Consider the following 12,292-nt stretch of genomic DNA (forward strand, 5'->3'; position numbering starts at 1 on the left):
CGAGGAGGGCGGATGTGGCGCGGAGCTGGCGTGATCTGGACAACACCCCCGCATTTGGGCACTGTGGCTACTACGCGCGCGGACCCGGGGAGCGCCGTCGTCCCCGGATCCGCGCCGACTCCGAGGACCCGACCATGAGGGGAACCCCGCCATGACCGATCCCGCACCACATACGCCGCCATCCACCGAGGACGAACCGCAGGGCGAGGCCCGCGCCGACACCGTGGGGGCTCTGCTGCAACGGGCCGTGTCGCGCAACGGCGGTGCCACCGCGTTGCTCTTCCAGGACCGGTGCTGGTCGTACCGGGAGCTGGGGGACGCGGTCCGGCGGGTCGCGCGCCGCCTGGCCGATGCGGGCCTGACCCCGGGGACGCGCGTCGCGGCGTTCGGCGTGAACTCGGACGTCTACGCGATCCTGTACCTCGCGTGCGCCCAAGCGGGGCTCGTGCACGTCCCCGTCAACTTCGCGCTGAAAGGGGACGAGCTCGCGTACGTTCTCGAGGACTCCGGGGCCACCACGGTGATTGCCGATCCCGAACTGTTGCCGCTCGTGGCGCAGGTCCGGGACTCCGGGAGAGCACGCGCCGTCGAACGCGTCCTGCCCATGCTGCCCGGCGGCGAGGACGACGACACCTCGCTTCAGGAGACCGCGCTCGATCCCCGGGCCGACGACGCTGCCGTCCGGGTGACGGTGCGCGGCCACGATCTGCTGCAGCTGCTTTACACCTCCGGCACCACGTCCGCGCCCAAGGGCGCCATGATGACGCACGCCTCTCTGTTGACCGAGTACACGTCCGCGATCATCGCGCTGGACCTGACCGCGCAGGACCGTCCGCTCGTGGCCATGCCGCTCTACCACTCGGCGGGCATGCACGTGTTCCTGCTGCCCTACCTCGCTCTGGGGGCGGCGGTGCGATTGACCCGGAAACCGGATATCGCCGAGATCCTGCAGCTGGTCGAGGAGGAGCACGTGGGTTCGCTGTTCCTGGCGCCCACCGTATGGGTGCCGCTGAGCAATCACCCCGACCTCGAGACTCGGGACCTGTCGTCGTTGCGCAAGGCGCAGTACGGCGCGTCCATCATGCCCGTCACGGTGCTGCAACGGTTGCGCTCCCGCTATCCGGGCATCGGGTTATACAACTGCTTCGGGCAGTCGGAACTCGGGCCCCTGTGCACCGTCCTGACACCCGCCGAGCACGACGCCCGTCCGGCGTCGTGTGGGCGTCCCGTGTTCAACGTGGAGGCGCGGGTGGTCACGTCCGAGGGTCGGGTCGCTCAACCCGGGGAGCCAGGGGAGATCCAGTACCGCTCCCCGCAGCTGCTGACCGGCTACTGGAACAAGCCGGAGGCCACGGCGGACGCGTTCGTGGACGGCTGGTTCCGTTCCGGGGACCAGGTGGTGCAGGACGAACAGGGGTACATTCAGGTGGTGGACCGGATCAAGGACGTGATCAACACCGGGGGTGTCCTGGTGGCTCCTCGCGAGATCGAGGACTGCATCTACGAGCTGCCCGACGTCGCCGAGGTCGCGGTGGTGGGGCTCCCGGACGAACGGTGGATCGAGGCCGTCACGGCGGTGATCGTCCCCAAGGAGGGATCGGAGCTCACCGCGGAGTCGGTGCGCTCCCATGTGAAGGCCCGCCTGGCCGATTACAAGGTGCCCAAGCGTGTGGACTTCGTCGCGGAGCTGCCCCGCAACCAGTCCGGCAAGTTGCTCAAGCGCGAACTGCGGGCGGAACGGACGAACCCGGTATGAGGCAGGAGGACACCGTGGAACACCCCGATGCCGTCCGGGTGGAGCACAGAGCCGGCGTGGTGCGGATCGTGTGGGACCGCGCGGCCACCGGCAACGCCGTGGACCTGGACCTCGCGCGCGAGACACTGTCCGCCCTGCGACGGGCGGAAGCCGATCCCACCGTCCACGTGCTGACCCTCACGGGTTCGGGGCGGTTCTTCAGCGCGGGCGGTGACGTCAAGGGCATGGCCGGTCGTCCGGCCACCGAGCGTCCCGAGTTCCTGCGGGAACTCGCCTCCGCGGCCCGGGATCTGGCCCTGGCCATGGTGCGCTCGCGGCTGCTCATCATCGCCGGGGTCAATGGCACGGCGGCCGGGGCCGGACTGGGGCTGATCCTCAACTCCGACTGGGCGCTCATCCGGGAGGACGCCACCGTGCTCGCCGCCTACGCCGCGATCGGCCTGACGCCGGACACCGGTGTGTCCTATCTGCTGCCCCGCGCAGTGGGTCATCAACGTTCGGTGGAACTGACCCTCGGGGGTCGCCGGCTCACCGGGACGGAAGCGGTCGAGTGGGGGATTGCTGCTGAATCCGTTTCGGCGGAGGAGTTCGCCGAGCGATTGACGGAGGTGGAGGACCGTTTCGTCGCGGGAACCGCCGGTTCCTACGGGTCCACGAAGCGCTTGCTGCGCCGCGGCGTCGTCGCGGAGTACGAGACCCACCTGGCGGAGGAGATCAGCGTGATCGCCGAGCGCTCCGGGACTCCGGAGTCCGTGGCCCTCGTGGACGGCTTCGCGGGCCGGGGGTGAACCGGCTCCGGTCATGAACGAGGCCCCTGCTCCCCCGGAAATTCGGGGAGGCAGGGGCCTCGAAAATTGGCGGTGACGGTGGGATTTGAACCCACGTTGGCTTTGACACCAAACATCATTTCGAGTGATGCACCTTCGGCCGCTCGGACACGTCACCAACTCCCAGCACTTTACAGCCCGGGGCGCAACCCCTCCAAACCAGGGCTGGGCGCGGCCCGGTTCAGGGGTTGCGGTGGCCCCGGAAGAACTCGTGCAGCAAGGCGGCGCACTCGGCCTCGCGAACCCCGCCCGTGACCTCCACCCAGTGGTTCAGGCGCGGATCACGCACGATGTCGAACACCGATCCGCACGCCCCCGCCTTGGGGTCCCATGCCCCGAACACCACGGTGGGCACCCGAGCCAGCACGATCGCCCCGGCGCACATGGCGCACGGTTCGAGCGTCACCACCAGGGTGCAGCCTTCCAGCCGCCAGGACCCCAGCGCGCGGGAAGCCTTCCGCAGGGCCAGGACCTCGGCGTGGGCGGTGGGATCGCCGTCGGCCTCGCGGCGGTTGTACCCGCGCCCGATGACCCGGCCGTCCGGGTCCAGGACGACGGCGCCGATCGGCACGTCCCCCGTGCCTTCCGTGGCGCGAGCCTCTGACAGAGCCAGGTCCATCCAGCCCGAGAGCTGGATGGACCTGGCGGTGTGCGGTAATGCCACGCTGTGTCAGCGCTGGACGCGGTTCTGGTTGAACCACGCGGAGGTAGGGGCGCGGAACGCGGTCACGATCCACAGGATGTCCACCACGACCTTCACGATCATCAGGATGGCCATGATGATGTTCCACGGCGCGGGGTAGATGAAGACACCGAACAGGCCGAAGATTCCGCTCAGGATGGCGATGGCCGCGAGGACGGTGCCCAGGATGCGAGCCCAGTTCTTGCCCTTCTTCAGGCCGTTGTAGACCAGGAAGTACAGCGCGAGTCCGATGATCAAGCTGATGATGCTGGCGACGGGACCGGTGGTCATGGCCATCTGGCTCGCACTCTGATCGGCCATTTCCGTGCTCAGGCCCATGTCGCGGTACATCTGGGTGTAGTCCACGCTGCTCGCCGCGATCAGGCCGATGATGCCGTTGAGGACGTAGAGCCCCAGGGACGCCAGGGTCAGCTTGAGCAGCTTGTCCACCGTGGAGGGGCGGCCCATGGTGCCGGTGTACTGGTTGGGGTTGTACTCCGAGGTGCCGTACTTGCCGCCGGTCATGCCGTACTGCTGCCCCTGGGGCGCGCCGTTGACTGCGCCCTGCCCGCGGGGCTGGGGCGGCACGGGCTGGGTCGCGCCCGGGTCACCGTACGGAGGGTTGTGCGGGTTGTTGTTGGGGGTGTCGTTGCTCATGAGGACTGTCCTTCCTGTGCATCGTGCGAGTGATACTGCGTGAGTGTGGGGGGGATTACTCGTATCGAAGGGCATTGATGGGATCCTGCCGGGCCGCCCGCATGGCGGGGATGGTCCCGGCGAGGAACGCGATGAACATCACCGCGAGGATGATGATCACGATCTTGAGCGGGTCGAACAAGAACAGACTCAGCCCGGGCAGCGAGGAAAGCAACCCGTTGGAGAGGACCCCGCTGAGGATGCTGCCGGTGGCCACGCCCACGGCGGCTCCGATCGCGGAGCCCAGGAAACCGATGAAGATGGCCTCGAGGGAGAACAGGCCGAAGACCTTGCCCCCGCTCATCCCCATGGCCTTCATGAGCCCGATCTCGCGGGTGCGTTCCTGGACGGACATGAGCAGCGTGTTCACGATGCCGAATCCGGCCGCGAGCAGCGCGATGATCGCGAAGGAGTTGAGGATCCACACGATCCCGTTGATCACGGCCCGGAACATCCCGAGCTGGTCCTCGACCGTTACGCCCAGCATGTCGTCGTCCGCGAGCTGGGACTTGATGGGGCCCACCTCGGCGTTGTCGCTCAGGTTGGCCGTGGCGGTGAAGTACGTGTTGGGCATCTCCCGGGGTGAGCCCGAGGTCTGGTACTCGTACAGCTTCCTGTTCAGCTCCGACGAGGGAATGGGGCTGGTGGACGCGCCCGCGAGGGAGGCCTGGCTGATGCCGGAGACCCGGACGTCGAAGGCTCGGGTCTCGCCGGCGGCGTTGCGCATGGCGATCGTCACGGTTTTGCCCACGGCGTCCTCATTGGAGTCGAAACCCAGGGGCGCCACCCAGGAGGCGGGCAGCAGGATCTCGTCCGCGGACCGGTCCGGGGTCTCACCGGCCTCCAGCTGCAGCCCTTCCGCTTCCGCCGGGGAGCCCAGGCTCAGCTGGAACTTCTTGCCGTCGGGGGCCGCCAGGTAGGTGGGCGTGACCATGTACATGGGGTCCACGGACTCCACGCCGTCGATATCCCTGATCTTGTCGATGTCGGCGTCCGTGAGCCCTGCGATCGAACCGAACCCCGTCTGCACATTGGCCCGCTCGGGGTCGTACTCGGTGGGCCCATCCTCTTGGCCGGAGCCGGGGGTGGAGGGCTCGGACACCTTCTGGACGTACAGGGCGTTCTGGTTACCGAACGCGGCTACGGTCTTGTCGATGTAGTCGTTGACGCCGGTGCCGATGCCCGAGGTCAGTGTGAGCGTGAAGGAACCGATGAAGATGGCGATCACGGTCAGGATGGTGCGGGCCTTGGACCGGAACGTGTTGGCGATCGCCGTGCGCAGCAGATCGAGGAATTTCACGCGGTGGCTCCTGGCTGGTCGGTCGGGCGGTGTGGGGTGTTGGTGGCCCAAGGGGCGGCGTGCTTGCCCGGCCGCACGGGTTCCTGGGCGGCGCGGGTGAGCTCGGCGGCGTCGGCCTCGCTGAGGGTGATCATCTCGCCGGTCGTGGGCTCGGTGATCCGGACGGTCCCGGTGGCGTCGTCGGCGCCCGCCGGGTGCGCGGCGCGGCGCGGCTGCCGATCGACGACGTCGTTCGTGGCCGCCTCCGGGGTCGGTACGATCTGCCCGTCCACGAGGTAGATCTGCCGGGAGCACCGCTGCGCGAGGTCCAGATCGTGGGTCACGACCACCAGGGTGATGCCCTTGTCCCGGTTGAGCCCGAAGAGGATATCCTCCACAACCCGGGACGTTGCCGAGTCCAGGTTCCCGGTGGGCTCGTCCGCGAAGATCACGGAGGGTTCGTTGATCAGGGCTCGCGCGATCACCACGCGCTGTTTCTGACCACCCGAAAGATCGGTGGCCTTGTTCTCGGCCTTGTCCGCCATGTCCAGTTGGTCGAGGACTTCCATGCCGCGGCGTTTGCGCTCACCGGCCGGAACACCCGCGATCTTCAGAGGGAGCGTGACGTTTTCCAACACGCTCTGATTGGGGGTCAGGAAGAACTGCTGGAACACGAAACCGAACGCGGAATTGCGCAGTTCGTTGAGTTCTTTGGCATTCAGGTCCCCGGTGGGCTTGCCCTCCAGGGCCACGACGCCGTGCGTGGGGGCGTCCAGCAACGCCAGCAGGTGCATGAGAGTGGATTTGCCCGAACCGGATTTTCCCACCACCGCAACGGACTCGCCCTTGCCGATCTCCAGGTTGATGCCCTTGAGGGCGTCGAAGCGGGTTTCTCCTCTGCCGTAGATCTTGACCAAATTCTCCGTTTCGAGAACCGGAGCCGTCATATTCAGGTGTCCCTTCCGAGGATTGCCGTGCGCAGAACCATGTCGGGTCTCCCGTATGACCCTATGGCACGTCCTCGTCCCCTCGGCTGATCTTCCCCGGCGTGTGATGAATCCGTGACGTCCGCGGGCCCTGCGGCGGCTGCTAGATTCTGAGGTATGCGAGTCACTGTCTTGGATCACCCCCTGGTCGCCCACAAACTGAGTGTGCTGCGCGACAAGGACACCTCCTCCCCGGTGTTCCGGTTGTTGGTGGAGGAACTGGTCACCCTGCTGGCGTACGAGGCGACCCGGGACGTGCGCGTGGAGCCGGTCACGGTACGGACCCCGGTGGCCGAGACCCAGGGCATCGCGCTCGCGTACCCGCGGCCGCTCGTCGTGCCCATCCTGCGCGCGGGGCTGGGCATGCTCGAGGGGATGACCCGGTTGATCCCCACCGCGGAGGTCGGGTTCCTGGGGATGGCGCGTGACGACACCACGCTGGACATCATCACGTACGCCGAACGGCTGCCGGACGATCTCACGGGCCGTCAGGTGTACGTGCTCGATCCCATGCTCGCCACGGGTGGCACGCTGAGCGAGGCCATCAAGTTCCTCTACCGCCGCGGTGCCGAACAGATCACGTGCGTGTGCTTGCTGGCGGCGCCCGAGGGCCTCGACCGGTTGACCCGGGAACTGGACGACAGCGAGGTCAATGTGGTGCTGGCGTCCGTGGACGAACGACTGGACGAGAACGCGTACATCGTTCCCGGCCTCGGGGATGCGGGCGACCGCCTGTACGGCGTCGCGCACTGAGGCCCCGCTCGTCGGCTCTCGGAAAGCATCTCGAGCAGGGAAGTAGCCCCTCATCTCGGCGAGAATGCAATCCATTTCGCCATGGGATCGCGTGAATCAAGAGTAGGTCTCACTATGTGAGAAAAAAACCCATATATTACTTGCCAGTCCAGCCGCGCGTCGCAGAACATGATGATAATGCCGTTTTCCAGGGAATTCATGGGAACGGGGGCATCACGAGGCAGGGGTTCGAATGTCAGGCGCACCGGGTTACGTCCACATCTCGCAGCGACACCGACTGGGTGGAGCCCAGTCCACGGCCCGACCCCGCGGGGCGCATCGCATGGTGGGGACCGCTGAGGATTTCCGACACCTGCGTTCCGTCGCCGCCGAACACGGTGCCGATTCACGCCTGGAACGTCAACCGGGCGCGGGGCAGCAGCCCACCGAGGCCCGCGGCTTCGTGATCTACGTGGGCGTGGACGAGCAAGCCGCCGCCGACCGCGGGATCAACCTCGTGCAGCTCGTGCAGGACGTCCGCCAGTTCATCAGCTCCGCGGTCCCCGAGTCCGATTCCTACGCCGCCGTGGCCCTCGCCCCGGTGCACGCGGAAGGTACGGACCTCGAAGTCGTGCGCAGCGCGTTGGGTGACCCCACGTTCTCGGACCCGGTGATCGAACCCATTGCGCCGCTGCCCGCGGCCGGTGCCGGGAGCGCGATTGACTGTCAGCGGGTGGGCGTGCTGATCGACCTCTCCCGCCGCGAAGTGTTCCTGGACGGGGAGCTGCTGAACCTGACCCACCGCGAGTTCGAACTGCTCAACTACCTCGTGGAGAACGGCACCCGCACCGTGGGTCGCACCGAGCTGCTCGACAGCCTGTGGGGCGACGCCGAGGAGGTCCCCTCCGAGCGCACGATCGACGTGCATGTGCGGCGGTTGCGTTCTAAGCTGGGTCGCTTGGCCAACACCGTGCGCACCGTTCGCGGTCAGGGGTACCGGTTCTACGACCACCCCGAGGTCGTCGTGTGGGCCGCGCCCGAGTACTCCATCTGATCCTCCTCAGTCGCGAGACCGCGCTCACCCGGGAGCGCGCCGTCGCGTTGCTTCCGTGACCGGGCTGCACCCCGCCGTGACACACTGGGGCCCATGGCACCCCACGATCTCAAGCACCTGGTGATCATGCGGCACGGGGAAGCGGACTTCCCGCGGGACGTCCCGGACCACGACCGCCCCCTGGCGCCGCGCGGTGCCCGTGAGGCCGCGGACGTGGGACGGTGGCTGGCCGAACATGCCGCGCCGGACATGATCCTGGTGTCCCCGGCGCTGCGCACCCGCCAGACCATCACGTGGGTGTGCCATGAACTCGGGGAGAAGGCCCCCACGCCGCAGTTGTGGGACGGGCTCTACGACGCCACCGACGCGCAGATCATCGCGGCCGTGAACCACGCCCCGGAAACCGTGCGCACCCTCATGGTGGTCGCCCACATGCCCGGGGTGCTGGACACCATCCTGCGCCTGGCCTCTCGTGACTCGGACCAGGACGCCATGATGGATGCCGCCACGGGTTTCCCGACCGGGGGCACCGCGGTGCTCGAGGTCCCCGGGGACTGGGCCGTGCTCGACGGCGCCGACGCCCGCCTCACGCGCTTCCACACCCCGGGGGTCTAGAACCCGCACGGTTCCATGCGCCGCGGGCATGGGGCTCATGCGGAGCCCCCTCGGGTGTGGAGTTCACCCCGAGCCGGTGCTCAGCTCCTGGACTCGCAGGCCACGCCGTCGCCGTCGCCGTCCAAGCCGGGACGGTACCCCGGCGTGCCGGCGTAGAGCGGGGCCATCCCCGCCGTGCGCGCCTCGGCGCACCGCGAGAAGTAGACGTCCGCACCCGGAACGCCCGGAGCTCCCGCACCGGGCGCCTCGGCCTCCGCGACGGCACCGTCCGCAGGATCGGATCCCGCGCCCGCACCGGGTGCGGCCGGAGCTGGTGCCACAGGAGCCGATGCCTCCGGAGTCGAGGGCGCCTCGGCGGCTGCCGCTTGCGCAGCCGGCGCCTCGGTCACGGGAGCCACGGGTGAGTCCGCGGGATCCGGGATGGGACGCGCTTCGGGCAGCGGCTGCTCGGGGCACGTGTCGAGCACGCGCACCATGGCGTTCTTCTCGGCGTCGGTGACCCACAATTCGTAGCGCTGCTTGACCGCGATCTGGGTGGCCACGTACTCGCAGCGCTCGCCGGTGCGCGGCGGCAGCCACGTGGCGGCGTCCGCGTCCGACTTGGTGTTGTTGCTCGGCCCGTCCACGGCGAGCAGGTTGAGCGGGTCGTTCGCGAGTTCGGTGCGCCGCGCGGCGTCGAGCTGCTGCGCGCCCTTCTGCCACGCGTCCGACAGTGCGACCACGTGATCGATCTGCACCTGTGAGCTCGTGGTCTGCCCGGCCACGAAGTCGATCGTCTCTCCGGTGTACGGGCTCTCGAGCGCCCCGGAGCTCACGTTGCACCCGTGCGTCCCCGGCTTGACGGCGATCCCCGTGAGGTCCCGGCGCAGGATGTCGTTGCGAGTGTCGCAGCCGTTGTGATCGGTGTCCGCCCAGCGCGGGCCGAACTGGTCCCGCGAGTAGTCGGTCTTGGGCGCGCGCCCCTTCACGGGCAGGTCCCCGAGCGCGGCCAGCGCGGTCCCGGCCGCCGCGTGATCGGTGGCGTCCTGCGGGGACGCCGCCGCCGCGGGGGACGTCGCGTCTTCCGCGCCCCGGGTGGGGGACGGTGACTGCGCGGCGGGCGTCGTCGTCGGGGCCGCAGCGCTCGTGGTCGCGGAGGCGGACGGGGAGGGTGCCGCCGAATCGGTGGGAGCCGCGCACCCCGTGAGGGCCAGCGCGAGCGCCGCGGCGCCCAGGGTGAGACGACGAACGGGGGTCGTGAGAGGGGACACGGCGGTACCTCGATCCTGGAGCCGATCCTGATACCGAGGCGCGGCGGTGAATGAGAAGGACCCCGCATCCTGGGGGATGCGGGGTCCGACAAGAAGTGCGCCCGATAGGATTCGAACCTACAACCTTCTGATCCGTAGTCAGATGCTCTATCCGTTGAGCTACAGGCGCTCCTGAAGCAACGACCGAGGCCCTTGCAACGGGTAATAACTTACACCCGCCGGTGCCCGGCGACAAATCGCGCCGGAGTGGTGCCCGCGCGGTGCCGGGGCGGCTGGGCGGTGCGAGCCGTATGGTCGGGGCCGCGATGTGGTGTAACTCGCGTTCCGGGAGGGCCCCCCGCGATAGACTCCAGGCACACCCGCGCGCAACCCCCTGCGAGGTCGGCCCCCGGAACCGTTCCACAGTGACGTGGCAAGCATGAACGGACGGCGCACCTCGGCGGGAAGCGGCACGTACGACGGCCTCAACGAGGAGACATGTCAATGGCTGACAACGGCACAGCAACCACCGGGACCACCGCCCTGAACCGCGAGGTCCAGCAGTCCCTGGACATTCCCCCCACGGATTACCGGGAGCTCGTGGACTGGGTGCGTGGGATCGCCGAGCTGGCCCAGCCGGATCACATCCACTGGGCAGACGGTTCGGAAGCCGAGTGGACCCGGCTCACCGACCTCATGGTGGAGGCGGGCACCCTGGTCCGGCTCTCGGACGAGAAGCTCCCCAATTCCTTCGCGGCGTTCTCGGACCCCGAGGACGTGGCCCGCGTGGAGGAGCGCACGTTCATCTGCACCAAGACCGAGAAGGGTGCCGGTCCCACCAACAACTGGGAAGACCCCACGGCCATGAAGGAGACGCTGACCAAGCGTTTCAACGGGGCCATGCGCGGTCGCACCATGTACGTGATCCCGTTCGTGATGGGCTCACTGGACGCTCAGAAGCCCCAGTACGGCGTAGAGATCACGGACTCGCCCTATGTAGTGTGCTCCATGCGGATCATGGCCACGATCGGCACGCCCGTCCTCGAGAAGATGTCCCGCGACAAGGCGGAGTTCGTGGAGTGCGTCCACTCCCTGGGTGCCCCGCTGCAGCCCGGCGAACAGGACGTGCCGTGGCCGTGCAACCCCGCCAAGTACATCGTGCAGTTCCCCGAGGACCGGGCCATCTGGTCCTTCGGCTCCGGTTACGGCGGCAACGCGCTGCTGGGCAAGAAGTGCTACGCGCTGCGCATCGCCTCGGCGATCGCCCATGACGAGGGCTGGCTGGCTGAGCACATGCTCATCCTCAAGATCACCGACCCGCAGGGGGAGTCCCACTACATCGCGGGGGCGTTCCCGTCCGCGTGCGGCAAGACCAACTTCGCGATGCTCGAGCCCACCATCGAGGGTTGGAAGGCCGAGATGGTCGGGGACGACATCGCCTGGATCCGCTTCGGCAAGGACCACACCCCGCGCGTGGTCAACCCCGAGGCCGGCCTGTTCGGTGTGGCACCCGGCACCGGGTGGTCCACCAACCCCAACGCCATGCGGGCGATCGAACGCGGCAACACCATCTTCACCAACGTGGCGCTGACCGACGACGGCGGCGTGTGGTGGGAGGGTATGACCGACGACATCCCCGAGCACCTCACGGACTGGAAGGGCAACGACTGGACTCCCCAGTCCGGCCGCCCCGCCGCGCACCCCAACTCCCGGTTCTGCACCCCCATCAAGCAGGTCGAGATCCTGGCCCCCGAGTACGACGACCCCGAGGGTGTGCCGCTGTCCGCGATCATCTTTGGTGGCCGCCGCAAGACGACCGTGCCTCTGGTCTCCGAGTCCTTCGGGTGGGAACACGGCGTCTTCCAGGGAGCCACGCTGTCCTCCGAGACCACCGCGGCCGCCAAGGGCGCCGTGGGCGTGGTGCGCCGTGACCCCATGGCCATGCTCCCGTTCATCGGCTACAACGCCAATGACTACCTGGAGCACTGGCTGGATACCGGCGCCCGCGTGGGCGAGGAGAACATGCCGCGGATCTACTACGTCAACTGGTTCCGCCGCACCCCGGAGGGCGGTTTCGCGTGGCCCGGCTTCGGGGAGAACTCCCGCGTGGTCAAGTGGATCGTCGAACGCCTCAAGGGCACCGCGGAGGGACACGAGACCCCCGTGGGTGTGGTCCCGGGCAAGGAGGACCTGGACCTGACCGGCCTGGACATCTCCGACGCCGATCTTGAGGCCGCGCTGCGCGTGGACAAGGACGAGTGGCTCAACGAACTGCCTGGGATCGACGAGTGGTTCGCGCGCCTCGGCGACGTGCCGGAGGTGATTCTCGAACAGCGCGCCGGGCTCGAGGACCGGTTGCGCAACAGCTGACGCCGGTCTCCCGATCCGCGTTGTCACGCGGCCGGGGCCATCCTGTATGATCACGCCGCGCGGCCA

At 68.2% G+C, this 12,292-nt stretch carries 11 protein-coding genes and 2 tRNA genes; 6 read left to right on the forward strand and 7 right to left on the reverse strand.

Features of this window, described 5'->3' with window-relative positions; genetic code table 11:
- Positions 1-151: 151 nt before the first annotated feature.
- Both HBK84_RS01695 and HBK84_RS01700 read left to right on the forward strand, forming a co-directional pair.
- Positions 152-1,756, forward strand: a complete 1,605-nt coding sequence (locus HBK84_RS01695; protein WP_167318029.1) for a fatty acyl-CoA synthetase — start codon at positions 152-154, stop codon at positions 1,754-1,756.
- A gap of 14 nt (positions 1,757-1,770) precedes the next feature.
- The gene (locus HBK84_RS01700) at positions 1,771-2,544 is read left to right on the forward strand and encodes an enoyl-CoA hydratase/isomerase family protein (protein WP_240919057.1); all 774 of its coding nucleotides are present in this window, start codon (positions 1,771-1,773) and stop codon (positions 2,542-2,544) included.
- Between the two features lie 67 nt (positions 2,545-2,611).
- On the opposite strand, the gene HBK84_RS01705 is transcribed toward HBK84_RS01700, so the two are convergent.
- The 5 genes from HBK84_RS01705 to HBK84_RS01725 all read right to left on the reverse strand — a co-directional run bounded on the left by HBK84_RS01705 (position 2,612) and on the right by HBK84_RS01725 (position 6,187).
- Positions 2,612-2,701, reverse strand: a tRNA-Ser gene (locus HBK84_RS01705).
- A 63-nt stretch (positions 2,702-2,764) separates the two neighbouring features.
- Positions 2,765-3,247, reverse strand: coding sequence for a tRNA adenosine(34) deaminase TadA (tadA, locus tag HBK84_RS01710; protein WP_370520569.1), 483 nt, complete (start codon positions 3,245-3,247; stop codon positions 2,765-2,767).
- A gap of 6 nt (positions 3,248-3,253) precedes the next feature.
- Positions 3,254-3,922, reverse strand: coding sequence for a hypothetical protein (locus tag HBK84_RS01715; protein WP_167318031.1), 669 nt, complete (start codon positions 3,920-3,922; stop codon positions 3,254-3,256).
- 55 nt (positions 3,923-3,977) lie between these two features.
- On the reverse strand, positions 3,978-5,261 hold the full coding sequence (locus tag HBK84_RS01720) for an ABC transporter permease (RefSeq protein ID WP_167318032.1): 1,284 nt from the start codon (positions 5,259-5,261) through the stop codon (positions 3,978-3,980).
- Positions 5,258-6,187 carry an ABC transporter ATP-binding protein gene (locus HBK84_RS01725; RefSeq protein WP_144997159.1) on the reverse strand — a complete coding sequence of 310 codons (930 nt, stop codon included), beginning with the start codon at positions 6,185-6,187 and terminating at the stop codon, positions 5,258-5,260. The genes HBK84_RS01720 and HBK84_RS01725 overlap by 4 nt, the downstream gene beginning before the upstream one ends.
- Positions 6,188-6,343: 156 nt before the next feature.
- On the opposite strand from HBK84_RS01725, the gene upp reads away from it, so the two are divergent.
- The 3 genes from upp (at position 6,344) to HBK84_RS01740 (ending at position 8,627) form a co-directional block, all read left to right on the forward strand.
- Positions 6,344-6,979: a uracil phosphoribosyltransferase gene (gene upp / locus HBK84_RS01730; protein WP_064845136.1), complete on the forward strand. Its 636-nt coding sequence runs from the start codon at positions 6,344-6,346 to the stop codon at positions 6,977-6,979.
- 232 nt (positions 6,980-7,211) lie between these two features.
- Positions 7,212-8,012, forward strand: coding sequence for a winged helix-turn-helix domain-containing protein (locus HBK84_RS01735; protein ID WP_144997161.1), 801 nt, complete (start codon positions 7,212-7,214; stop codon positions 8,010-8,012).
- Positions 8,013-8,105: 93 nt separating this feature from the next.
- On the forward strand, positions 8,106-8,627 hold the full coding sequence (locus tag HBK84_RS01740; RefSeq protein WP_167318033.1) for a histidine phosphatase family protein: 522 nt from the start codon (positions 8,106-8,108) through the stop codon (positions 8,625-8,627).
- A gap of 80 nt (positions 8,628-8,707) precedes the next feature.
- Here HBK84_RS01740 and HBK84_RS01745 read toward each other — a convergent pair whose 3' ends face one another.
- Both HBK84_RS01745 and HBK84_RS01750 read right to left on the reverse strand, forming a co-directional pair.
- Positions 8,708-9,877 (reverse strand): DUF1524 domain-containing protein, encoded by a 1,170-nt coding sequence (locus HBK84_RS01745; RefSeq protein ID WP_144997165.1) that lies wholly within the window; start codon positions 9,875-9,877, stop codon positions 8,708-8,710.
- A 96-nt stretch (positions 9,878-9,973) separates the two neighbouring features.
- Positions 9,974-10,046, reverse strand: a tRNA-Arg gene (locus HBK84_RS01750).
- Between the two features lie 314 nt (positions 10,047-10,360).
- On the opposite strand from HBK84_RS01750, the gene HBK84_RS01755 reads away from it, so the two are divergent.
- Positions 10,361-12,226, forward strand: a complete 1,866-nt coding sequence (locus tag HBK84_RS01755) for a phosphoenolpyruvate carboxykinase (GTP) (protein WP_167318034.1) — start codon at positions 10,361-10,363, stop codon at positions 12,224-12,226.
- Positions 12,227-12,292 lie beyond the last annotated feature (66 nt).

The organism is Kocuria sp. KD4 (assembly GCF_011769905.1).
In the GTDB taxonomy this organism is placed as follows: domain Bacteria; phylum Actinomycetota; class Actinomycetes; order Actinomycetales; family Micrococcaceae; genus Kocuria; species Kocuria marina.

Excerpts from the sequence above, each read along its gene's own strand:
- HBK84_RS01695 (WP_167318029.1), top strand. The coding sequence starts at position 152 with ATGACCGATCCCGCACCACATACGCCGCCATCCACCGAGGACGAACCG.
- HBK84_RS01715 (WP_167318031.1), bottom strand. The coding sequence starts at position 3,922 with ATGAGCAACGACACCCCCAACAACAACCCGCACAACCCTCCGTACGGT.
- HBK84_RS01725 (WP_144997159.1), bottom strand. The coding sequence starts at position 6,187 with ATGACGGCTCCGGTTCTCGAAACGGAGAATTTGGTCAAGATCTACGGC.
- upp (WP_064845136.1), top strand. The coding sequence starts at position 6,344 with ATGCGAGTCACTGTCTTGGATCACCCCCTGGTCGCCCACAAACTGAGT.
- HBK84_RS01735 (WP_144997161.1), top strand. The coding sequence starts at position 7,212 with ATGTCAGGCGCACCGGGTTACGTCCACATCTCGCAGCGACACCGACTG.
- HBK84_RS01740 (WP_167318033.1), top strand. The coding sequence starts at position 8,106 with ATGGCACCCCACGATCTCAAGCACCTGGTGATCATGCGGCACGGGGAA.
- HBK84_RS01755 (WP_167318034.1), top strand. The coding sequence starts at position 10,361 with ATGGCTGACAACGGCACAGCAACCACCGGGACCACCGCCCTGAACCGC.